The organism is Agromyces sp. NPDC058136 (assembly GCF_042884375.1).
Classification (GTDB): domain Bacteria; phylum Actinomycetota; class Actinomycetes; order Actinomycetales; family Microbacteriaceae; genus Agromyces.
The window spans coordinates 43,435-65,501 of sequence record NZ_JBHVUA010000003.1 but is presented as its reverse complement, the minus strand read 5'-3'; the positions used below and the strand labels follow the sequence as shown (position 1 = coordinate 65,501).

Annotated in this window: 22 protein-coding genes; 14 read left to right on the top strand and 8 right to left on the bottom strand. The window is 72.7% G+C overall.

Annotation, left to right across the window (positions count from 1 at the left end):
- Positions 1–60 precede the first annotated feature (60 nt).
- Positions 61–891 (top strand): DNA/RNA non-specific endonuclease, encoded by an 831-nt coding sequence (locus tag ACFVTX_RS09785; RefSeq protein ID WP_386899529.1) that lies wholly within the window; start codon positions 61–63, stop codon positions 889–891.
- A 75-nt stretch (positions 892–966) separates the two neighbouring features.
- Positions 967–1,890 (top strand): NAD(P)-dependent oxidoreductase, encoded by a 924-nt coding sequence (locus ACFVTX_RS09780; protein ID WP_386899527.1) that lies wholly within the window; start codon positions 967–969, stop codon positions 1,888–1,890.
- 6 nt (positions 1,891–1,896) lie between these two features.
- On the opposite strand, the gene ACFVTX_RS09775 is transcribed toward ACFVTX_RS09780, so the two are convergent.
- From ACFVTX_RS09775 to ACFVTX_RS09765, 3 genes are all read right to left on the bottom strand, one after another.
- Positions 1,897–2,364: a MarR family winged helix-turn-helix transcriptional regulator gene (locus ACFVTX_RS09775; RefSeq protein WP_386899525.1), complete on the bottom strand. Its 468-nt coding sequence runs from the start codon at positions 2,362–2,364 to the stop codon at positions 1,897–1,899.
- A 41-nt stretch (positions 2,365–2,405) separates the two neighbouring features.
- Positions 2,406–3,059, bottom strand: a complete 654-nt coding sequence (locus ACFVTX_RS09770; RefSeq protein ID WP_386900370.1) for a DedA family protein — start codon at positions 3,057–3,059, stop codon at positions 2,406–2,408.
- 92 nt (positions 3,060–3,151) lie between these two features.
- Positions 3,152–3,742: a GIY-YIG nuclease family protein gene (locus tag ACFVTX_RS09765; RefSeq protein ID WP_386899523.1), complete on the bottom strand. Its 591-nt coding sequence runs from the start codon at positions 3,740–3,742 to the stop codon at positions 3,152–3,154.
- Positions 3,743–3,861: 119 nt separating this feature from the next.
- On the opposite strand from ACFVTX_RS09765, the gene ACFVTX_RS09760 reads away from it, so the two are divergent.
- Genes ACFVTX_RS09760 through ACFVTX_RS09750 form a run of 3 tightly spaced genes read left to right on the top strand, consistent with a single transcriptional unit; the run spans position 3,862 to position 5,981 of the window.
- Positions 3,862–4,530 (top strand): hypothetical protein, encoded by a 669-nt coding sequence (locus ACFVTX_RS09760; protein ID WP_386899522.1) that lies wholly within the window; start codon positions 3,862–3,864, stop codon positions 4,528–4,530.
- 23 nt (positions 4,531–4,553) lie between these two features.
- A complete protein-coding gene (locus tag ACFVTX_RS09755; protein ID WP_386899520.1) occupies positions 4,554–5,360 on the top strand; it encodes a type II CAAX prenyl endopeptidase Rce1 family protein in 807 nt (268 codons plus the stop codon).
- Between the two features lie 9 nt (positions 5,361–5,369).
- Entirely contained in the window at positions 5,370–5,981 is a 612-nt protein-coding gene (locus tag ACFVTX_RS09750; RefSeq protein ID WP_386899518.1) for a DUF1349 domain-containing protein, read from the top strand.
- 31 nt (positions 5,982–6,012) lie between these two features.
- On the opposite strand, the gene ACFVTX_RS09745 is transcribed toward ACFVTX_RS09750, so the two are convergent.
- Complete coding sequence (locus ACFVTX_RS09745) at positions 6,013–7,329, bottom strand: FAD-binding oxidoreductase (RefSeq protein ID WP_386899516.1); 1,317 nt, start codon at positions 7,327–7,329, stop codon at positions 6,013–6,015.
- Positions 7,330–7,452: 123 nt separating this feature from the next.
- Between ACFVTX_RS09745 and ACFVTX_RS09740 the strand changes: the two genes are divergently transcribed.
- Positions 7,453–8,061 (top strand): dihydrofolate reductase family protein, encoded by a 609-nt coding sequence (locus ACFVTX_RS09740; RefSeq protein WP_386899514.1) that lies wholly within the window; start codon positions 7,453–7,455, stop codon positions 8,059–8,061.
- Positions 8,062–8,110: 49 nt separating this feature from the next.
- On the opposite strand, the gene ACFVTX_RS09735 is transcribed toward ACFVTX_RS09740, so the two are convergent.
- On the bottom strand, positions 8,111–10,246 hold the full coding sequence (locus tag ACFVTX_RS09735) for a S9 family peptidase (RefSeq protein WP_386899512.1): 2,136 nt from the start codon (positions 10,244–10,246) through the stop codon (positions 8,111–8,113).
- Between the two features lie 176 nt (positions 10,247–10,422).
- On the opposite strand from ACFVTX_RS09735, the gene efeU reads away from it, so the two are divergent.
- The 3 genes from efeU to efeB are packed head-to-tail and all read left to right on the top strand — an operon-like array spanning position 10,423 to position 13,934.
- Positions 10,423–11,292 (top strand): iron uptake transporter permease EfeU, encoded by an 870-nt coding sequence (efeU, locus tag ACFVTX_RS09730; RefSeq protein ID WP_386899510.1) that lies wholly within the window; start codon positions 10,423–10,425, stop codon positions 11,290–11,292.
- Between the two features lie 34 nt (positions 11,293–11,326).
- Positions 11,327–12,532: an iron uptake system protein EfeO gene (gene efeO / locus ACFVTX_RS09725; protein ID WP_386899508.1), complete on the top strand. Its 1,206-nt coding sequence runs from the start codon at positions 11,327–11,329 to the stop codon at positions 12,530–12,532.
- A gap of 1 nt (position 12,533) precedes the next feature.
- Entirely contained in the window at positions 12,534–13,934 is a 1,401-nt protein-coding gene (efeB, locus tag ACFVTX_RS09720; protein WP_386899506.1) for an iron uptake transporter deferrochelatase/peroxidase subunit, read from the top strand.
- 30 nt (positions 13,935–13,964) lie between these two features.
- Here the strand turns inward: efeB and ACFVTX_RS09715 are convergent, their stop codons facing one another.
- The 3 genes from ACFVTX_RS09715 to ACFVTX_RS09705 are packed head-to-tail and all read right to left on the bottom strand — an operon-like array spanning position 13,965 to position 16,417.
- Positions 13,965–14,360 (bottom strand): hypothetical protein, encoded by a 396-nt coding sequence (locus ACFVTX_RS09715; RefSeq protein WP_386899505.1) that lies wholly within the window; start codon positions 14,358–14,360, stop codon positions 13,965–13,967.
- Positions 14,361–14,371: 11 nt separating this feature from the next.
- Entirely contained in the window at positions 14,372–14,839 is a 468-nt protein-coding gene (locus tag ACFVTX_RS09710; RefSeq protein WP_386899503.1) for a LysM peptidoglycan-binding domain-containing protein, read from the bottom strand.
- A 48-nt stretch (positions 14,840–14,887) separates the two neighbouring features.
- Positions 14,888–16,417, bottom strand: a complete 1,530-nt coding sequence (locus tag ACFVTX_RS09705; RefSeq protein WP_386899501.1) for a PLP-dependent aminotransferase family protein — start codon at positions 16,415–16,417, stop codon at positions 14,888–14,890.
- Between the two features lie 77 nt (positions 16,418–16,494).
- Here ACFVTX_RS09705 and ACFVTX_RS09700 point away from each other — a divergent pair, with 77 nt between their 5' ends.
- From ACFVTX_RS09700 to ACFVTX_RS09680, 5 genes are all read left to right on the top strand, one after another.
- A complete protein-coding gene (locus ACFVTX_RS09700; protein ID WP_386899499.1) occupies positions 16,495–17,184 on the top strand; it encodes a pyridoxamine 5'-phosphate oxidase family protein in 690 nt (229 codons plus the stop codon).
- 261 nt (positions 17,185–17,445) lie between these two features.
- The gene (locus tag ACFVTX_RS09695) at positions 17,446–17,631 is read left to right on the top strand and encodes a hypothetical protein (protein WP_386899497.1); all 186 of its coding nucleotides are present in this window, start codon (positions 17,446–17,448) and stop codon (positions 17,629–17,631) included.
- A gap of 43 nt (positions 17,632–17,674) precedes the next feature.
- Positions 17,675–20,656, top strand: a complete 2,982-nt coding sequence (locus ACFVTX_RS09690) for an AAA family ATPase (protein ID WP_386899495.1) — start codon at positions 17,675–17,677, stop codon at positions 20,654–20,656.
- 44 nt (positions 20,657–20,700) lie between these two features.
- A complete protein-coding gene (locus ACFVTX_RS09685; RefSeq protein ID WP_386899493.1) occupies positions 20,701–21,402 on the top strand; it encodes a tyrosine-protein phosphatase in 702 nt (233 codons plus the stop codon).
- Positions 21,399–21,932: a GNAT family N-acetyltransferase gene (locus tag ACFVTX_RS09680; protein ID WP_386899491.1), complete on the top strand. Its 534-nt coding sequence runs from the start codon at positions 21,399–21,401 to the stop codon at positions 21,930–21,932. The genes ACFVTX_RS09685 and ACFVTX_RS09680 overlap by 4 nt, the downstream gene beginning before the upstream one ends.
- Positions 21,933–22,067 lie beyond the last annotated feature (135 nt).

Here is a 22,067-nt window from a genome sequence, read left to right as displayed (position 1 = left end):
CTGGCCCTCTCCCGGCCGATGCGGGGCATCCGCGTCGGTGGGGTGTGGTGTGCTGTGCGCATGGCATTCGACGCGCAGTTCCTCGGAGTGACGGCGGCGATGCCGCGAGTGAGGGCCGACGCCGGGGCATCCGAGTGCGTCGACCTCGCGTACGTGCACTTCTCGGTGCTGCTCGACCCGGTGCGCCGATTCGCCCGGGTGACCGGGGTGAACGTCGACGGCGCATACCTCATCGACCTCGCGCGCGGCGGCGACGAGTGGCGGCTCGACGAACGCGTGCCCGCCGACTGGCAGGCCGGGCCCGAGGTGTACGCCCGCAACGACCTCGACCGCGGGCACCTCGTGCGCCGCCGCGACCCGGTGTGGGGCGCGCCGGCCGTCGCCGCGCGGGCGAACGCCGACACCTTCCACTACACGAACGCGGCCCCCCAGGCTGCGGGGTTCAACCAGTCGAAAGCGCTGTGGCTCGGCCTCGAAGACCACGTGCTCGCCTACGCCGAGACGACGGCGCAACGGCTCAGCGTGTTCACCGCACCCGTGCTGGGTGACGCCGACCCCGAGTACCGCGGCATCCGCGTGCCGCTCCGCTTCTGGAAGGTCGTCGCGTGGAACGCGGGCGCCGCGCTCGCCACGACCGCGTTCGTGCTCGACCAGTCGCCGCTCGTCGACACGAGCGAGCTGCGCGGGGCCGGCGCCGGCTCGGGCGGGGCGGCGGTGCCGCCGCTCGGGCCGTTCCGCACCTTCCAGGTGCCCGTCGGCGAGGTCGCGCTCGCAACCGGCCTCGACATGCCCGAGCTCGTCGCCGCCGACGTGCTGCCCCCGACGGCGATCGCCGCGGGGCCGCGACTCCTCGGCTCGCTCGAGGACGTGCTGCTGTCGCCGAGTCGCTGACCCCTCGAAGTGCGGCCGCTGCCGCGCGTATGGTGTGAGCGAGTGCTTCACGTCGACGAGGTCGGAGGTCACAGCATGGCGAGCATCGCCTGGATCGGTTTGGGGCACATGGGCGCCCCCATGGCGGCGCGACTCGTGGCCGCCGGCCACACGGTTCGCGGGGTCGACCCCGTGCCCGAGGCCCGGGCGGCCGCAGCGGAACGCGGCATCGAGGTGGTCGGCTCGATCGCCGAGGCGGTCGCCGGCGCCGACGCCGTGATCACGAGCCTGCCCCGCAACGAGCACGTGCGCGAGGTGTACGGCGGAGACGGCGGCGTGTGGGCGACGGCCCCGACGACGGCGCTCCTGCTCGACACGTCGACCGTGGATGTCGAGACCTCGACGTTCTGCCACGAGGCATCCGCCGATCGCGGTTTCGCGTTCGTCGACTCGCCCGTCTCGGGCGGGATCGCGGGCGCCGAAGCGGGCAGCCTGACGTTCATGCTCGGCGGCGCCCCTGCCGACGTCGAGCGGGCGCGCGCGATCGTCGAACCCATGGCCGGCCACGTGTTCGATCTCGGCGGCCCGACGATGGGGATCGCGGCGAAGCTCGCGAACAACCTCATGCTGTTTGTCTCGCTCCTCGGCGTCTCGGAGGGGGCGCAGCTCGCCGCCTCGCTCGGGCTCGACGCGAAGAAGTTCTTCGACGTGGCATCCGTTTCGTCGGGGGAGTCGTGGCCGCTGCGCACCTGGTACCCGGTGCCCGGGGTCGTGCCGACGAGCCCCGCGAACCGCAATTTCGACGCGACCTTCAGCGTCGCGCTCGCCCAGAAGGACCTGGGGTTCGCGCTCGCCGCCTCCGAACCGGCGGGACTCGACATGCCCGCCGCGCGCATCGCGCTCGAGCAGTTCGAACGGCTCATGGCGGAGGGCTACGCCGGCAAGGACTGCAGTCTCGTCGTGAAGTACGTGCACCCCGACGCCGAGCTCGAGGGATTCACCCCGCCCGCGGAGGGGTGAGCGCGTTCAGCCGTTGTGCTGCACCGCCGAGATGACCTCGGTGAGGCGGTCGCGCAGCGAGCCGAGCTCGTCGAGGCTCATGCCGAGCCGGTCGACGACCTGCGGCGGGATCGACAGCGCCTGCTCGCGCAGTGCGACGCCCGCGGGGGTCAGCGCGATGTCGAGGGCGCGTTCGTCGCGTTCGTTGCGCTCGCGCGTGAGGTAGCCCTGCGCCTCGAGCCGCTTGAGCAGCGGTGACAGCGTCGCGGGTTCGAGCTGGAGGGCCTCGCCGAGGTCGCGCACCGTGCGCGGGCTGCGCTGCCAGAGCGCGAGCATCACGAGGTACTGCGGGTGGGTGAGGCCGAGCGGTTCGAGGATGGGCCGGTAGAGGCCGATGACTCCGCGGGCCGCGACGGCGAGGGCGAAGCAGACCTGGTTCTCGAGGGCGAGGACGTCGACGGCGTCGCCTTCGAGTTCGTCGCTCAGCACCGTCATGGGTCCGCCGTCTCCGAGTGGGCTATTGGTTCGTACCCTAACTATCTTGCCACGTCGGAGGGGGCCGCGTCGAGGGCCTCGGGGGAGCCGGCGGCCTCGGATGCCGCGGCTCGCGCCGCGCGATCGCGCATGATCCGGCGGACGCGGACGATGAGGAACCAGCCCACCGCGACGGCGCCCACGACGATGACGACCCACTTGAACACGTCGGCGTACTGCTCGACGATGTGCCAGTTCTCGCCGAGGAGGTAGCCCGCGACGACGAAGATCGTGTTCCAGATCGCGCTGCCGGCGGCCGTCAGCAGGGTGAACCGCAGGAGCGGCACCCGCTCGATGCCCGCAGGGACCGAGATGAGACTGCGGAACAGCGGGATCATGCGGCCGAAGAAGATCGCCTTGTCGCCGTGCTTCGCGAACCACGCCTCTGCGCGTTCGACATCGGCCACGTTGACGAGCGGCATGCGGTCCACGATGCGGATCAGTCGCGCGCGCCCGAGCCACGCGCCGAGTCCGTACAGCGCGAGCGCGCCGACGATCGAGCCGAGCGTCGTCCAGATCAGCACCTCGACGAGGCCGAAGCTGCCCTGGCTCGCCGTGAAGCCCGCCATCGGCAGGATGATCTCGCTCGGCAACGGCGGGAACAGGTTCTCGGCGGCGATGGCGAGGCCTGCGCCTGGGGCGCCGAGCCACTCCATCAGGGAGACGGCCCACTGGGCGATCGAGTCGAGGTTCGCGGTTTCCACCCTGAAACGCTACTGACGCGAGGCTGGGAACGACGTGCAGAGCCTCAGCGCGACCCGGGCCCGGCCAGCCGCCGGCTCACCCAGCGGGCGTACTGCGACCACGGGTCATCCACCCCCTCGGCCAGGCGCGCGATGTGCTCGAGCAGCGCGTCGTGCACCTCGAACCACTCGGTGCCCGCGCCGCGGAACGCGGCGAACTGCTCGTGCCGGGCGCGTTCGAGCAGGCGACCGCCCTGCTCGAACGCGAGCACCTCGTCGTGCGGCAGGCTCGCGATGCGGCGCCGCGGATTCGCCGAGGTGCCAATCTTCACCTGCTCGCGGTAGCGCAGGTAGTAGACGACCTCGACCGGGTCGTCGTCGAGCGAGCGATCGGGCAGCTCGCCGTAGCGCCACTCGCACGCGGCGCACAACCACCCGCTCGGGTAGCGCACGCCCACCCGCGAGCCGCAGGCCGGGCACGGCCCGGGCAGCAGGTCGGTCTGCCCGACCTCGCGCTCGACCCAGTCGTGGGCGAGCAGCAGGTGCCCCGCGCAGAGCGCCAGCGGTGCGCCCGGCTGGGCTGGCTTCGCGCAGGCGCGCCCGTCGGAGTCGACGAGCCCGCAGCGCGGTGCGGCGTGCGGCGGGTCTGCAGGCATGTCCGGATGCTACGCCCGACCGGCGACACGGTCGGAACGGGCCGCGCGTCAGCCGCCCGCGATAGGCTTTTTCTCCGACGCCGAACGGCGTCGGACATCGACGTTCACGGGGTGGGAGCATGCCGTTCTGGCGCAAGAAGCGAGCGAAGCGGTTCAAGCCGTTCGACCGCAGCGCCCTGCCCGAGGTCACCCCGCCGACCTTCGACGAGATGCTCGCCGAAGGCCTCCTCGTCGCTGAGGCCGCCGGCCGTATGGCGCTCCGCAACCGCTTCGTCATGCACGCCCTCCGGAGCGACGAGCCCTTCGACGCCGAGCGCGCCGCGGCCGCCGCGCGCGAGGTCCTCTACGAACTCGTGCAGGAGGCCGACGAGGTCGCCGAACGCACCGCGGAAGACCGCGCGACCGCCGCCAAGCGCGAGGGTCGCGCCTCGAACGAGCACGACTACCGGCGCGCCGACGCCGCGAACCTCCGCCGTCGCGAACAGGTCTACGCCGCGGTCGCGAAAGAGTTGTGGACCCGCCGCAGCGACCCCGAGTACCTCGCCGCCTTCGCCGAGCGCGCCCGCACCGAGGCGTGGGACGACGTGGCCGGCGCGATCGACGCGCGCCTCGCCCGCGAGTGGGGCGGCGGCTGGCCCGAGATCGAGGTCGACGAGACCTATGAGGCCGAGCGCGAGACCCGGCTCGCAGGTCTCCTGCTCGACCTCGATGCAGACCTGCGGGCCGCCGAGCGCGAACGCGAGCGGCGGGCCGAGGCGAACGACCCGTTCCGGGGGTTCGTGGGCTGACGGCGGGGGGCCGAGTGATGTCCGTGGGGTTCACCGAGCGGGGGCGGATCCGCCCCCTCACCGAGCGCGACCGCTTCGGTCGCGCGATCGAGCGGCGCGACGGCGTCGACTTCCCGTTCTACGACGGCGTCCCGCTCGAGATCTCGCCGTGGCGCTGGGTCGCGGTCTGGGCGTCGTGTCTCGTGGGGCTCGTCGTGCTGACCTGGTTCCCGCAGCCCGACAACCTCATCGCCGTCGTGCCCCGCACCCTGTTCATCGCGATCCCGCTGATCGCGCTCGCGCTCGTCGCCGGCCGCCACTGGGCGGCGGTCTTCCGCCGCGTCGGGGTGCGCGACGTGCTCGCCATGGTGCTGTTCGCCCTGCTGAACATCGCGGTCACGTTCACGGTGGGCGCGATCGTGGCACTGCTCTTCCCGGTGAGCGCGAACACCACGGTCGCGGCGGCCGGTGACGGTGGGCTGCTCGATACGGTCGCCCTCTACCTCGGCAGCGGCATCCAGCTCGTCGGCGAGGAGGTGTTCACGCTGCTGCCCTTCCTCGCGGTGCTGTACCTCCTCTTCGCGAAGGCGGGGCTCTCCCGCCGGGCCGCGGTGCTGCTCGCCTGGCTCGCGTCGGCGCTGTGGTTCGGGGCAGCGCACCTGCCGACCTACGACTGGAACTTCGCGCAGTCGTTCCTCATCATCGGCTCGGCGCGCATCGCGTTCACGCTCGCGTACATCCGCACGAAGAACCTCTGGGTCGCGGCGGGCGCGCACATCATCAACGACTGGGTGTTCATCACGGCGGCGGTCGTCGGGGTTGCGGTGGGCGCTCCCGCGCTGCCGCGCTAGCGTGAGGCCATGACTGCACGCGCACTGGAGTGGAACGCTGGCCGCTGGACGCGGGAGCCCGCGGCGATCGTGGGCGACGGCGACGCGATCGTCGTCACCGCGGCCGAGGGCAGCGACTACTGGCGCACCACCCACTACGGCTTCGTGCACGACGACGGCCACGGCCTGCTCGCCGACTGGGCCGCCGGCACCGCCGTCGAGGTGACCTTCGACGCCTCCTCGCTGACCGGCCTGTACGACCAGGCCGGAATCCTGCTCTTCGCGGGCGGGGAGCAGTGGGTGAAGGCGGGTCTCGAGGTCTCCGACGGGGTGCTGCACCTCGGCGCCGTCGTCACGAACGGCGTCAGCGACTGGTCGATGGCACCGGTGCCCGAGTGGGCCGGCGAGCTCGTCACGATCCGTGCGAGCCGCGGCGGTGAGGCGGGCGACGCCGTCACCCTGCGCGCCCGCACCGCATCGAGCGGCTGGCGCACCCTGCGGGTCGCGCCGTTCACCGCGGGCCCGGCGCAGGCGGGGCCGATGATCTGCGCGCCGTTGCGGGTCGACCTCGCGGTGCGGTTCACGCGGTGGGCCGTGACCGAGGCCGACGCCGATCTGCACGAGGATCCGCCGCTCGACTGAGGGCGCTCTCACGCCCCCAGCCGGCGGAGCGTCAAGCGGGCGTGATGTTGTGGTTGCGCCGGAACGAGTTGCCGGGATCGACCTCGGCCTTCACGCGACGCAGCCGTTCGAGCGTCGCCGGCGGGTACATCGACGCCGTGATCTCTGGGCTGCGGTTCGCCTCGAAGCCGCCGTAGGGGCCGGTCGTGAACGCGAGCGCCACGTCGCTGCCGGCCTTCACGGCCGCGACGAGTTCGGGCTCGGCGTCGGTCGGCAGCACGCCGTTGACGAGGACCAGGGCTTCGGCATCTCGGTGGGCGATCGCCGTCGCATCGGCCTCGACCCGCGAGAACGCGCCGCCGAGCGCACGCAGCAGCACCATGGTCGGCACGTCGCGCGCGTACGCCGCCGAGACCGCTTCGAGCAGCTCGTCGGTGACCTCGGGTGCGAAGCCGTTGCCGCCGACGAACTGGAACGGCGGCCGGCCGGGCGGGGCGTCCTCGAGCAGGTCGCCGTAGGCGATCGGCGCGAGGTCGACCTCGGTGACCGACGGGAGGGCGAGCAGCGGTGCGAGCAGCTCGCGCAGTTCGCCCTCGGTGCCGTGGAGGGCGACGCCGACCTGCGGGCCGCCGGGCATCTCGGGCCCCATCGGGGGCATGAGCATGATCGACGAGTTCAGCTCGTCGCCACCCGCGCGCATGACCTCGCGCCACGCGCGCAGCACGGTCGCCACGTCGCTGCGGTCGAAGTGGATCGACCCGCCGGCGAGCCCGTCGACGGGGCTCGCCTGCACGGTGAAGCGCGTGACGACGCCGAAGTTGCCGCCGCCGCCGCGCAGAGCCCAGAACAGCTCGGGGTGCGACTCGGCGTTCACGGTGAGGACCTCGCCGGCCGCGTTGACGAGCTCGACCTCGCGCAGCGCGTCGATGGTGAGGCCGTGGGTGCGCACGAGCCAGCCGATGCCGCCGCCGAGCAGCAGGCCGCCGACGCCGACCTGGCGGGTGTCGCCTGAGCTGATGCCGAGGCCGCGCGGCGCGAGTGCGGCCGCGACGTCGCCCCAGTGGGCGGCGGGCCCGAGGGTGACGAGGCCGGCGTCGTCGACCTCGATCGTGTCGAACTCGGCCAGGTCGATGACGAGCCCGTCGTCGACGGGGAGGAGGCCGTGACCGCCGCTGCGGACCGCGATCGAGAGACCGTCGGCTGCGGCCCGCGCCACCGCGGTCGCGACCTCGTCGACGGTGTGCGGCCGCACGACGGCCTCGGGCTCGCCGGCGCCCGCGAAGACGGTGCGGCCGGTGTCGTATTCGGATGCGCCGGGACCGAAGGCCCGGCCTGGGAGTTGCTCGCTCAGTTCGGTGAGAAGAGACATTTCGTCAGTCTCGCAGCGGCCCGTGACATCCGGAACAGTGCTCGCTCAGCGCGGAATCGATGCGCGCGCATGGGGCGCTGCGAACCGTGGCGAGTGTCGGCGCCGCGGCGTAGGGTGCACCGCATGACGTTCGACGACGGCCTCGTCACGGCCAACCTCTCCCTCTCGCTCGACGGCTTCGTCGCGGGCCCGAACCAGACGCTCGACGACCCGCTCGGCGAGGGCGGCATGGCGGTGCACCGGTGGATGTTCGAGCAGCCTGACCGGGCGCAGCCGATCGTGGAGCAGATCCTCGCGCCGCGCGCCTACATCATGGGCCGCAACATGTTCGGACCGATCCGCGGCGAGTGGCCCGACGACGACTGGAAGGGCTGGTGGGGCGACGAGCCGCCGTACCACGGCCCCGTCTTCGTGCTCACGCACCATGCCCGCGAGCCCATCGAGATGGAGGGCGGCACGACGTTCCACTTCGTGACGACCGGCATCCACGACGCCCTGGCGCAGGCGCGCGCCGCCGTCGGCGAGACGAGCCGCATCTCGGTCGCGGGCGGCGCGAGCACCGTGCGGCAGTACCTCGCAGCCGGCCTCATCGACCGCATCATCGTGAGCGTCTCGCCGATCAGCCTCGGCTCGGGCGAGCGCCTGTTCGAGGGCCTCGACCTCGAGCTCACGCCGATCGACGTGCTGCAGACCGACCTCGTGACGCACATCACCTACGACGTACCGCGCTGAGCCCGCTGCCGCTGCCGCTGCCGCTCGGCTCGGCGCGGCTCGGCCGCCGCTACTCCCCGCTCGGGTGCGCCCGTGCCGCGTCGATGATCCACGCGTACGCGAATGCGCGCTCGCGCCAGGCCGCGTACCGGCCCGAGACGCCGCCGTGCCCGGCCGCCATCTCGATCTTCAGCAGCGCGTCGGCTCCGACCTCGCGCAGGCGCGCGACCCATTTCGCGGGCTCGACGTAGAGCACGCGGGTGTCGTTGAGCGAGGTGACCGCGAGGATCGGCGGGTAGTGCCGGCCGCCGTGGGCGCCGTCGTGCACGTTCTCGAGAGGGGAGTACGACTTCATGTAGGCGTACACCTCCTCGTCGTCGAGGGGGTTGCCCCACTCGTCCCACTCGATGACGGTGAGGGGCAGCGAGGGGTCGAGGATCGAGGTCAGCGGGTCGACGAACGGCACCTCGGCGAGGAACCCGGAGAAGTACCGCGGGGCGAGGTTCGCCACGGCGCCGATGAGGAGGCCGCCGGCGCTGCCGCCCTGCGCGACGAGCCGGTCGGGTGCCGTGATGTCCTGATCGATGAGGTGCCGGGCCGCGGCCGCGAAATCGGTGAAGGTGTTGCGCTTCTCGAGCTTCTTGCCGTGCTCGTACCAGAGGCGGCCCATCTCGCCGCCGCCGCGCACATGGGCGACGGCGAACACCATGCCCCGGTCGAGCAGCGACAGCCGGGGGATCCCGAAGCCGGGATCGATCGAGTGCTCGTACGCGCCGTAGCCGTAGAGCAGGGTCGGTGCGGGTACCCCGAGGTCGACGAGGTCGTGCCGGTAGACGAGCGAGATCGGGATGCGGGTGCCGTCGTCGGCGACCGCCCACTCGCGTCGCTGCGCGTAGCGGGTCGAGTCGTAGTCGCCGAGGACGGCCTGGCGCTTGCGCAGCTTGCGTTCGCCGGTCGCGACGACGAGGTCGAGCACGGTCGAAGGGGTGACGAAGCTCGTGTAGCCGAGCCGCAGCGTCGGCTGCTCCCAGTCGGGATTGCCGCCGAGCCCGACCGAGAAGAGCTCTTCGTCGAAGGCGAGCTCGTGCAGGGTGTCGTCGACGGTCGCGCCGGCCGGCAGCCCGGCGGCGGGCACCTTCGCGACCGCGACCCGCGGCAGCCCGTCGCGGCGGTACTCGAGCGCGACGAAGTCGCGGAACGCGTCGACGCCCTCGATGCGCACGGCGGGGTTGTGCGCGAGCAGCATGCGTCGCGGTCCCTGCGGGTCGTCGGCCGCGACCGACACGAGCTCGAAGTTCACGGCGCCGTCGTTGTGGGTGATGAGCAGGCGGTCCTTGCCGCCTGCCACGACGTGCTCGACGTCGTACTCGACGCCGTCCTTGCGGGGCCACACGATCTCGAACGTGCCGGTCGGGTCCGTGGCATCCAGCAGGCGCGTCTCGCTCGTGATGTTCGAGCCCGCCTCGATGACGAGGTACTTGCGGCTGCGCGTGAGCCCGACGCCGAGCCAGAAGCGTTCGTCGGGTTCGGTGAAGACCTCGACATCGGCGGATGCCTCGGTGCCGATCTCGTGCCGCCAGATGGTGTCGGGGCGCCACGCGTCGTCGACCGTCGCATAGAAGAGGTAGCGGCCGCTCGGGTCGAAGATCGCGCCCGCGGCGGTGCCCTCGATCACGTCGGTGAGCTCGCGGCCCGAGTCGTCCAGCGACCGGAGGCGGATCGTGTACCGCTCGTCGCCCTCGGTGTCGACGGCGTAGAGCAGCGTGCGCCCGTCGGCGGTGAGGTCGAAGCTGCCGAGCGCGTAGAACTCGTGCCCCTCGGCCTCGACGTTGTCGTCGAGGAGGATCTGCTCGCCTGAAAGCGGCGCGCCGGATTCGTCGGTGACGGGCGGCTCCCAGTCGTCGGCGCCGTTCGCGGGAACCCGGCAGTGGATGCCGTACTGCTGCCCCTCGACGGTGCGGCTGTAGTACCACCAGTCGCCCTCGCGGGCGGGCACCGAGAGGTCGGTCTCCTTCGTGCGGTGCTTGATCTCCTCGAAGATCTGCTCCTGCAGGATGGCGAGGTGCTCGGTGCGCGCCTTCGTGAAGGCGTTCTCCTCGTGGAGGTGCGCGAGCACCTCGGGGTCGTCCTTGTCGCGCAGCCACTCGTAGTCGTCGACCACGACGTCGCCGTGGTGCTCGCGTTCGATCGGTCGCTTCTTCGGCATGGGAGGAGTCAGCACCTTCTCAACGCTACGTGGTCGTGCGCGTTTCGGGAACGGTCCGGCGGTTGGAACGGTTCGAGGGTCGGGAGCGATCGTGAGGAAGGAAACTGAAGTATGCTCCGCGCCGCGGTTAGGTTAGCCTTAGCTCAACCCCACCTCATTTCCACCCCTGGAGACGCGTGCTCGCCAACTACCTGATCGGCCTCCGCGAGGGCCTCGAAGCAGGTCTCATCGTCGGCATCCTGATCGCGTACCTCGGCAAGATCGGTCGCCGCGACCTGTACGGCCGGCTCTGGGCCGGCATCGCGCTCGCCGTGGCCGTCTCGCTCGGCGTCGGCGCCCTCCTCACCTGGGGGCCGTACGCCCTCACCTTCCAGGCGCAGGAGCTCCTCGGGGGAGTGCTCTCGCTCATCGCGGTCGCGATGGTCACCTGGATGATCTTCTGGATGGGCACCCACGGCGCCGGTCTCTCGAAGGAGCTGCGCAGCCAGGTCGACGCCGCCGTCGACCGCTCGTGGTTCGCGATCGTGCTGCTCGGCGCCCTCAGCGTCGGCCGCGAGGGCATCGAGACCGCACTCTTCGTCTGGGCGAACGTCTCGGGCGGCAGCGACCCCGTGCTCGGCACGCTCGGCGCGGTCCTCGGCATCCTCACCGCCGTCGCCATCTCGTGGGGCATCTCGAAGGGCCTCGTGCGCATCAACCTCTCGGTGTTCTTCACGTGGACGGGCCTCTTCCTCATCCTCGTCGCCGCCGGCGTGCTCTCGTACGGCATCGGCGACCTGCAGGAGGCCTCGGTCATCCCCGGCTGGGGCGTCCACGCGTACAGCCTGACGGGCCTCGTGCCGCCCGGCAGCCCGATCGACACCGTGCTCGGCGGCATGTTCAACTTCACCCCCGAGCCCACCTGGGCGCAGGTGGTCGGCTGGGTCCTCTACGTCGCCGTCACCACGACGCTGTACCTGCGGATGCTCCGGCGCCGCTCCCGCCCGTCCGCCGCCCCCGCCGCGGCGCCGGGCACCGCGACCCCCGCGTCCGCCCCCGCCCACTGACCACCACCCCACCCCTCACGACCCAGGAGTCCACATGACCCGTCGTGCCCTCGCGGCCTCCGCTGCCGCGACCGCACTCGCGCTCGCCCTCACCGGCTGCGTGGCCAAGTCCGACCTCGCCTCGGCGATCGGCGTCGACATCACCGACGACGGCTGCGCCGTCGCCGTCGACACCGCGACCGCCGGCGCCGTGACCTTCGCCCTCGCGAACAACGGCAGCGACGTGAACGAGTTCGAGATCCTCGCGGAGGACCAGCTGCGCATCGTCGGCGAGAAGGAGAACGTCACCCCGGGCCAGAATGTCGACTTCACCGCGCAGCTCGAACCGGGCACGTACTACACGGCGTGCAAGTTCCAGCAGGTCGGGGCGCCGGTCGGGCTCGCCGAGTTCACGGTCACCGGCGAGGCATCCGGCGTCTCGGCCGGCGAGCAGGAGCTCGCCGACCAGGCCGTCACCGAGTACCTCGCCTACGTGCGCTCGCAGGCCTCCGAGCTGCTGCCGCTCGTCGAGGCGTTCGCCGCGGCCTACGCCGCGGGCGACGACGAGACCGCCCGTTCGCTCTTCGCCGCGACCCGCGTGCCCTACGAGCGCATCGAGCCGACCGCCGAGGCCTTCGGCGACCTCGACCCGAAGATCGACTTCCGCGAGGTCGACGCCGTCGCCGACGGCCTCGAGTGGACCGGCTTCCACCGCATCGAGAAGGACCTCTGGCCGCCGGCCGCGGGCGCCCTGAACTCCGACGGCCAGGACGCGCTGGCGGACTGGGCGCCGTCGACGCCGGCCGAGCGGCAGGCGTACGCCGACGGCCTCGTCGCGGATGTCACCGAGCTCCACGGGCTCGTGACGGCCGACGACGTCGCGGTCACCCTCGACGCGATCTCCAATGGCGCGATCGCCCTCCTCGACGAGGTCGCCGCGGGCAAGATCACGGGCGAGGAGGACTGGTGGTCGGGCACCGACCTCTCCGACTTCGCCGCGAACGTGCAGGGCGCCGGCGTCGCGTTCGGCGCGGTGCGCGCGCTCGCCGAGTCGAAGGGCGACGAGGGCGCCGAGCTCGCGTCGACCATCGACGAGGAGTTCGCCGCCCTCGAGGCCGAGCTCGCGAAGTACGGCTCGCTCGACGCTGGCTTCGTGAACTACGCCGAGCTCACCGATGCCGACAAGAAGGCGCTGAGCGACCGGGTGAACGCCCTCGCCGAGCCGCTCTCGCAGCTCACTGCCACGGTGCTCGGGGTCTGACATGAGTGACACGTCCGGGGGTCGAGGAGCGCCGACGCGAAGCGGCGACGCGTCTCGAGACCCCGACGAACGGTCGGAGGGTTTCGAGACGCGTCCTCCTTCGTCGGGCGCTCCTCAACCCGCGGAGGTGTCCCGTCGCGGGCTCCTCGGCCTTCTCGGCGCCGGCGCGGCCGGCGCAGCGGTCGGCTTCGCGGGCGGGGCGGCGGCCGTGGGCGTCGCGGTGTCGACCGGCCAGGCGCACGCCGCGGGCTCCGGCTCCGGGGCATCCTCGTACCCGTTCTTCGGCGCGCACCAGGCGGGCATCGTGACGCCCGCGCAGGACCGACTGCACTTCGCCGCCTTCGATGTGAGCGACACGCTCGACCGCGAGGGCCTCATCGCCCTGCTCACCGAGTGGACCGATGCGGCCGCACGCCTCACGCAGGGGCTCGACGTCGTCGAAGGCGGCGCGGTCGGAGGCTCGGACTACGCGCCGCCCGCCGACACCGGCGAGGCGCTCGGTCTCCCCGCCGCCGGGCTGACGATCACCTTCGGCTTCGGGCCCGGCCTCTTCGAGAACGCCGACGGCGCCGACCGCTTCGGGCTCGCCGCGCGCCGCCCCACGGCACTCGAGCAGCTCCCGCGATTCCAGGGCGACGCCCTCGTGCCCGAACGCAGTGGCGGCGACCTCTGCATCCAGGCGTGCGCCGATGACCCGCAGGTCGCGGTGCACGCGATCCGCAACCTCAGTCGCATCGCCTTCGGGCGGGCGACCCTGCGCTGGTCGCAGCTCGGATTCGGCCGCACCTCCTCGACCTCGACCGCGCAGGCGACGCCGCGCAACCTCTTCGGCTTCAAGGACGGCACGGCGAACGTGAAGGCCGAGGAGACGAGCGAGGTCGACGAGCAGGTCTGGGTCGCCGACGGCGACGACCCGGCGTGGCTCGCGGGGGGCTCCTATCTCGTCGCCCGACGCATCCGCATGATCATCGAGAACTGGGACCGCGTGCAGCTCGGCGAGCAGGAGATGCTCGTCGGTCGCTCGAAGGGCGAGGGCGCTCCGCTCTCCGGCGGCACGGAGTTCACCGAGCCCGACTTCGCGGCCGAGGGGGCGACGGGTGCGCCGCTCATCGACACGAACGCGCACGTGCGCCTCGCGCACTCCTCGAACAACGGGGGCGCGCGGATGCTGCGCCGCGGCTACAACTTCGTCGACGGCAACGACGAGCTCGGCCGGCTCGACGCGGGACTGTTCTTCCTGTCGTTCCAGCGGTCGCCGCAGCAGTTCATCGACGTGCAGACCTCGCTCGCGACCGATGGGCTCAACGAATACCTCAAGCACGTGGGCTCGGCGATCTTCGCGGTGCCGGGCGGCATCGCGGAGGGCGAATACGTGGGTCAGCGACTCTTCGACGGCGACTGACAGCACGCGGGGTTCGCCCGTGGCATCCGGTCACTCGTCGTGCTCGACCTCGGCGATCCGCCACTCGGCGCCGCCCTGGTGCCGGAGCACCCCGCGCACGCGCTCGCCGTCGCGTTCGGCCTGGAACCCGACCACCGCGGGCTCACCCGGGCCGACGACCTGCTCGGCCGAGAACGTCGGCGAGTCGTAGCCGGCCGCGAGGAGCGCCTCCGCGCGCACGCTCTGGTCCCACGAGCCCGGCATCACGCCGAACATCGCCGCGAGCGCGATGAGCGAGAGCAGGAACAGCCCGGTGCCGAGTTCGCGGACCGGCCGGGAGTGCCGCCGGGTGCCGCGGCTCGAGACGACGACGCCGATCACGGCGATCACGATGGGAATCGCGAGCGGCCACGGGTTCCACGGTTCGATGGTGACGATCTCATTCACGAGATGCCTCGTCAGCCGGTCTTCGTCCAATCGAGGTTGATGACGTCCCCGATGTACACGGCCTCACCAAAATCATGCACCTGCGGGTTCATGCGAAGCAACTGCTGCTGCGGCAGATCGAAGCGCTGGGCGATGTCGAAGAAGCTGTCGCCGACGACGACCACGTAGCTGACGGGCATGCCGCTGCCGTCGACGACGGGCGTCCCGGTCGCACCGTCGCGCGAGCCGAGGTCGACGGCGGGGCCGGGTTCCACGACGGGGGCGGCGGCGTTCGGCACGGGGTCTGGGGCCGGCGCGGGCGCGGGTGCGGCCGCCGGCGGCGGTGTCGTCGCGGGCGTCGGGGTGGGCGTCGGCGTCGCGGTGACCGTCGCCATGACGGTCACGGTCGGGGGAGCGCTCGGTTCGGCGGGCGCGCAGGCGCTGAGGAGCACGACGACGAGGGCGGTGCCGCATGCGGCGACCAGGGGAACACGACGCAACGGCGGCTCCGATCGTAGGGTGGCGCGCTCGCGCCGATCGGCCCCACCCTAGTCCGCGTCACCGCGCAGGTCGAGGGTTTCGACGAGTGCGGCGCGGATGCGGGCGAGCCCCTCGCCGAGCAGCGCATCGCCCACGCCCGCGTACCCGAACACGAGGCCGCCGGGCCGGACGCCCGCGACCGCCGAGTAGTCGGCGAGCGGTGCGACGGCCACGCCGTCGTCGGCGAGTCGGGCGACGATCCTCGCGGAGGTCTCGGCGTCGGCCAGTCCGACGACCGCGTGCAGTCCGCCGTCGAGCCCGCTGAGCGGTGCGCCGGGCAGTCCGTCGAGGGCGTCCTGCACCATGCGCCGTCGGTGCGCGTAGTCCCGCCGGGTCGCCGCGATGTGCCGGCGCAGGGCGCCCGAGGCGAGGAACGCCCGCATCGCCTCCTGCGCGACGCCCGGTACGGGGCAGGTCTCGTCGGCGCGGATCCGGTCGATCGCCGCCCGCAGCGCCGGGTCGCCGGGGAGCACGAGGTAGCCGATCCGCAGCCACGGCGTGAGCACCTTCGAGAAGCTGCCGACGAGCACGGTGCGGGCGGCGGCGCGCGGCCCGTCGTCGGGGTTCGCCGGGTTCGCCGCGCCGAGCCGGTCGAGCGAGGCGAGCGCGGGCAGCGGCGCCCCGAGGTGGCGGAACTCGCTGTCGTAGTCGTCCTCGATGATGAGCGCGCCGGCACCGCGAGCCCAGTCGATGAGTTCGAGGCGGGATGCAACGGGCAACCGCCCGCCGAGGGGGTACTGGTGGCTCGGGGTGATCATGACCGCCTGCGGCGGCCGGGGGAGACGCTGCAGCGCGGCCAGGTCGAGGCCGTCGGCGTCGACGGGGAGCGGGGCGATCTCGAGGCCGCGCCGTTCGAGGAGGCGCCGCGCCGACGGGTAGCCGGGGTGCTCGACGGCGACGACCGGCGGGCCGCTGGCCGTGCCGTGCCGCGCGTCGCGGTCGCGGCCGAGCTCGAGGAGCGCCGCGCCGAGGAGCGCGACGGCGTCGCTCGTCCCCGCGGTGACGACGACGTCGTCGCTCGTGCAGGCGACGCCGCGGGCCCGCCGCAGGTGGTCGGCGATCTCCTCGCGCAATCCCGTGAGCCCGGCCCGCGGGGGCGACAGCCGCGGGATCGGCGCCGCGGCGGCCTGCCGCCATGCGGAGCGCCAGGCCCGTTCGTCGATGCGCGCGGTCGAGGGGCTGCCGGGCAGCAGGTCGATGCGGTGCACGGGGTGTTCGCCGAGCGCCGCCCGACCGCTCGGGTTCGCGGGCATCCGGTCGGGCGGCGGCGCGGATGCCTCGTGCTCGACGACGAGGCGGGCCACCCGGGTCGGGGCGCCCTGGCGCAGCTCGAGGTACCCCTCGCCGGCGAGCTGCTCGTACGCCGCGACGACCGAGCTGCGGGAGACGCCGAGCTCGGCCGCGAGGGCCCGCGTGGAGGGAACCGCATCGCCGGGGGCGAGGAGCCCGCCGAGGATGCCCCGCCGGACGCCGTCCACGAGCTGCGCCCCGAGCGGCACCCCGTCGCGGCGGTCGAGCACGAGCAGCGGGCCGTCCATCGGGCTCCTCACTGGACTGGTCGGAACTGCAGCAACTGGACTGCAGGCGAGGCCAGTGTACGTCCGAAACTCGAACCATGACCACCCTCGACGCCCCCGCCGAAAGCCCCGCCCGACGCATCCGCCGCCTCGCGGAGCGCCAGACCACCGACCGCGACGCGCTCTTCGAACTGCTCGACGGCGAACTCGTCGGCCACCTCGCCGCCGTCGCCGACGGCGTCCCCGTCGTCGTGCCGATGGGCTACGCCCGCATCGGCGACGCGATCTTCGTGCACGGCTCGACCGGCGGCGGCTTCGCCCTCCGCGCGGCCGCCGAGCGCGCGACCGTCGCGTTCTCGGTCACCGCGCTCGACGGGCTCGTCTACGCGCGCTCCCTCTTCGACAGCTCCATGAACTACCGCAGCGCGGTCGCGTACGGCGTGCTCGACGAGGTCGAGCGAGACGAGGCGGATGCCGCGTTGCTCGCCCTCTCCGAACGGCTCATGCCCGGCCGCTCCGCCGAGGTGCGCCCGATGCGCCGCAAGGAGGTGGCCGCCACCCGCGTGCTCCGGCTCGCCCTGGACGACGTCGTCATGAAGACACGTGCGCACGGGGCATCCGAATCGCCCGACGACGGCGAGGACCACACGCGGTGGGCCGGGGTCGTGCCGCTCGAACGCGTGTGGGGCGAGCCGCAGCCCTCCGGGCTGACCCCGGCGGGCACGCCCCTGCCCGATTCCGTGCTCGCGCTGACGACGCGCGCCCCGCGCAACGGAAGCATCATCTGACGGAAAGGGGGTTCGCCATGTTCGCCACCATGCTCATGCTGGGGCTCATCGGCGCCGCGGCCGTCGCCGCCGCGCTCGTGCAGTTCCGCCGCGACGGCCTGCACCGTACGCCGACGCTGCCCAACTGAGGCGGTGCGCAGGCGCCCTTCCGAGGCACCCGCAGCAGAAATAGGGCGATCACCCGATGAGCCTCAGGTGCCTTAGCGAGCACCATCGAGACATCCGATCGCACCAGATCGAACCCCGACCGAAGGAAAGACCATGCAGTTCTCAGCAGAACTCCTCACCGTGCACACGCTTCGTGCGAACGTGCTGCAGGCCGAGCGGCGGATCGCCCGTCGACTCGCCGCCGAGGTGCGCCGGAGCTCGGGCGACCGCACCGCGGCGCCCGAGCCGGCCGCCCGGCACCGCCGGCACCTCTGGCACCGTGCCGCGCTCGCCGGCTGAGGCGCCGCCTGCGGCTGTCGGCGGTGCGTGGCACGATGAGTTCGTGACCACGTCAGCAACGGCCATGATCGGCCGAGGCGCAGACCTCTCCCGCCTCGACGAGCGCCTCGCCGAGGTGCGGGCCGGCGCGCCGTTCACCGTCATCGTCGGCGGTGAGGCGGGCATCGGCAAGACCCGGCTGCTGCGCGAGTTCCAGCAGCATCTGCCCGCCGACGTGCTGCTGCTCGCCGGCCAGTGCGTCGACCTCGGCAGCGTCGCGGCGCCCTACGCCCCCGTCAAGACGGCGCTGCGGGCGCTCGTCGCCGAGGTCGGCGCGGCGCCCGTGCTCGACGCCGTCGGCCCAGGGCGCGCCGCGCTCGTGGCGCTGCTGCCCGAGCTCGCCGCCGAGTCGGGCGAGGTGGGCTCTCCGGGGGCCGGCATCGCCGCAGGGCAGCTGCACGAGGGCATCGCGGTGCTCCTCGAGACCTTCTCGCGCGAGCGCCCGATCGTGCTCGCGATCGAAGACCTCCACTGGATCGACGCGGCCAGCCTCGCGCTGCTGCGCTTCCTGCTCCGCGCGCTCGGCTCGAGCCGCGTGCTCACCGTGCTCAGCTACCGCACCGAAGACGTCACCCGCGGGCACCCGCTCCGCCCCTTCCTCTCCGAGGCCGAACGCGATCGATGGGTCGAACGCCTCGAGCTCGGCCGGCTCTCGAAGCCGCAGGTCAAGCGCCTCGTGAAGTCGCTCATCGTCGACGAGGCGCCGAGCGAACGCGTGCTCGAGACGGTGTTCCGGCGCAGCGACGGCATCCCCTTCTTCGTCGAAGAGCTCGTCGGCATCGACGGCTGCCGCGACGACGGCTTCGTGCCCGACACCCTGCGCGATCTGCTGCTCGCCCGCTACGAGCGGCTGCCCGAGCCGGCGCAAGAGCTGCTGCGACTCATCTCGACGGGGGGCGTGCGGGTCTCGCACGCGCTGCTCGCGCAGGTCTACCGCGGCGACGAGGCCGAGCTCGACGCCGCCGCCCGCCAGTCGGTGTACTACGGCGTCATCTCGATCGACGGCGACGACTACGCGTTCCGGCACGCGCTCGTGCGCGAGGCGATCCTCGACGACCTGCTGCCCGGTGAGCGTGCGCGGTTCCACGCGCGGTACGCCGAGGCCTACGAGGCGGCGGCCGCAGCGGGCTCGCGACGCCTCGCCGCCGAGATCTCCTTCCACTGGCTCGGCGCGCACGACGCCGTGCGTGCGTTTCCCGCGACCATGCAGGCCATGCGCGAGGCGCGCGCCGCCGCCGCGTACGCGACCGCCGCACAGCTCGGCGAACGCGCCCTCGAACTGTGGGACGTGGTGCCCGACCCCGAGGCCGCCGCCGGCATGGGCAAGCTCGAGCTCATGGGCCGTACCGCCTCGCACCTGCGCAACGCGGGCGAGATCGAACGCGGGCTCGCCCTGGTGAAGGCCGCGCTCGCCGAGTGCCCGCGAGACGAGCCGCAGTACCCCCGGTTCCTCCGCGACAAGGCCCTCTATCTCGCCGCGATCGGCAAGCCCGGCTCCATCCCGCTCCTCGAAGAGGGGCTCGAGGTGCTCGGCGACGACGGCGACCCCGAGATCAGGGCCGGGTCGCTCGCAACCCTCGCCGGACGATTCCTGATCGAGGGGCGCACGGGCGAGGCGGTGGAGACGGCCGAGCAGGGCCTGGCCGTCGCCCTGGAGCACGACCTGCCGCGCTCGGCCTCGATCTCGATGAACATCGCGGCCGCCGGCCGCGCCGTCGGCGGCGAAGTCGAGCGCGGGCTCGAGATGCTCGCCGAGGCCCGCGAGCTGGCCGAGGGCGACGGTGCGGCCCTCCTGCGCTACTGGGTCAACTCCTCGGACCTCGCCTATCTGATCGGCGACTACACCGAGGCCGTGCGCCTCGCCGAAGACGGGCTGGGGCGCGCTCGGGCCCAAGGCGTCGAGCGGAGCACCGGCGTCATCCTCGCCTCCAACGCCGTCGACCCGCTCTTCGCGCTCGGCGAGTGGGAGCGCGGAGAGGAGATCATCGAACGAGCGCTGTCGCTCGACCCGCCGGTGCCGTTCACCGTCTACCTCCACCGCGCCCGAATCTCCTCGAAGCTGTGGCGCGGCGACCCCGTCGGGGCCGCCGAGGCGCTGCGCCGGGTGCGGCCGATGATGGCCGGGGTGCAGGCGGTCGAGATGCAGACCCGGCTCGCGGTCGGCCAGATGGCCGCCGAGGTCGCACTCGCGAACGACGACCTCGCCGGCGCCTGGGTCGAGATCCGGGGCATCTTCCACGAAGAGCGCGCGCTGCACCCCGGTTACGCGCACCCGGGCTTCTGGGTCGCCGCACGCGTGGCCGCTGCGATCGCTGTACGGCCGCACGCGGTGCCAGAGGCCGTCGTCGCCGAGGTCGCCGCATCGGTCGCCGAAATCGACCGGCTCCTCGAGGCGGGGTCGTTCTGGCCGCATCACGAGACCTGGGTCGCGCTGATCGAGGCCGAACTCGCAGAGGCGGCTGAAGGCGCCGGCGCCCAGGTTCCGGGGACCGATCCCGAGGCCTGGAGGCGGGCGGTCGACGCCATCGAACGCGGGGGCGTCCCCGGTTACCTCCACCCGTACTCCCTGCTGCGGCTCGCCGAGGCCGAGCTGGCTGCGGCGAACCGCACGGCCGCCCGAGCGACCCTGCAACTCGCCCTCGATCGCGCCGAGGCCGGCGGCGTCATCGCGGTACGCGAGCGCGTCGAACGTGTCGCGGCGACGGCGGCGCTCGCCCTCGACGGCTCGCGCCGCCCGGTCGGCGGCGAGGTCGCGGGCATCGCCGGCGCCGCGGCATCCGACGCCGACGCCGCAGCGATGGCCGAGCTCACCGCGCGCGAACGACAGGTGCTCGACCTCATCGCCGAAGGCCTCAGCAACCGGCAGATCGGCGAACGCCTCTTCATCAGCGGCAAGACGGCGAGCGTGCACGTCTCGGCGATCCTTCGCAAGCTCGGTGCGGCGACCCGCACCGAGGCGGCGTACCGCGCCGGGGCGATGCGCTGAGCGCTGTGGCGCAACCAGGCCGTGCCCTCCGGTAGCGTCATCGCATGACGCGTCGAATGAGCTGGGCCGGGCTGCCGAACACGTGGGATCTCGGCGGGCTCAGCGGCTCGCTCGGCACGACCGCGCACGGTCGGGTCTACCGCTCGGCGCAGCTCGACGGGCTCGATGCCGACGGCCGCGCCGAACTGCACGCGGCCGGGGTGCGGACCGTCATCGACCTGCGCAACGCCGACGAGGTCGCGTCGGCGGTCGACGCGCCCTTCGTCCGGCTGCATCGCCCCGTCGAAGACCAGTCGGACGCCGAGTTCATGTCGCGCTGGGAGACGCTGGATTCGCCGGGGTACTACCCCGAGGTGCTCGAGCGGTGGCCCGAGCTCGTCGCTGCGGTGTTCCGCGATCTCGCCGCCGACCCGGCTCCGACCGGTGCCGTGCTCGTCCATTGCGCGCACGGCCGAGACCGCACCGGCATGATCACCGCGATGCTGTTGCAGCTCTGCGAGGTCGAACGGGGCGCGATCGTCGCCGACTACCTCGCCGCCGTCGAGGCGATCACCGAACACCTCGCCGCTGGAGGCGAGGAGGCCGCGCCCGCCGAGTCCGGCGACCTCGACCGGCGTCGTGTGCGCGAACTCGAGGAGTTCCTCGACGGCGTCGACGTCGCCGGATTCCTCCTCGACAACGGGCTCACCGCGTCCGACCTCGACCGCGTGCGTGCTCGCCTGCTCGACCGAGGCGCAACCCCGTGACGACGAACTCCGACGAGCGCTCCGCTCCCCGCACCGCACCGATCATCCGCGCGGCGCAGGTCGACGATGCGCCGAACATCGCCCGCATGCACTGGGAGAGCCACCAGACGACGTACATCGACGCCGGGTTCGTGGCGCGCGAGCGCATCGAGGCGTGGACCCTCGAGCAACGTCTGGAGGGGTGGCGGCAGGTGCTCGAGACCACCGGCCCCGAGCGCACGGTCGTCGTCGCCGTCGACGGCGACCGGATCATCGGCTTCGCCGACGCGGGCGTGGTCGACCCCGCCCGCGAGCCCGACGCGCCGCGTACGCTCGAGCTGAAGGGCCTCTACCTCCTCGACGAGTATCAGGGCGGCGGCCTCGGCCAGTCGCTGCTCGACGCCGCCATCGGTACCCGGCCCGCCTTCCTGTGGGCGATGGCGGGCGAGACGCGGGCGCGGGCGTTCTACCGTCGCAACGGCTTCGAGCCCGACGGCGCCGAGGCGCCGTTCGAACCCTGGGCGATCATGACGGTGCGACTCGTTCGGTGAGCACGGTGCGACTCGTTCGGTGAGCACGGTGCGACTCGTTCGGTGAGCACGGTCGCTCGTGCGCGGAGCTCGACTCGCATGGACTACGTCACTGAGACGCGCTTGGTATCACGTGCGCGTCGTGCCCGTGATGCC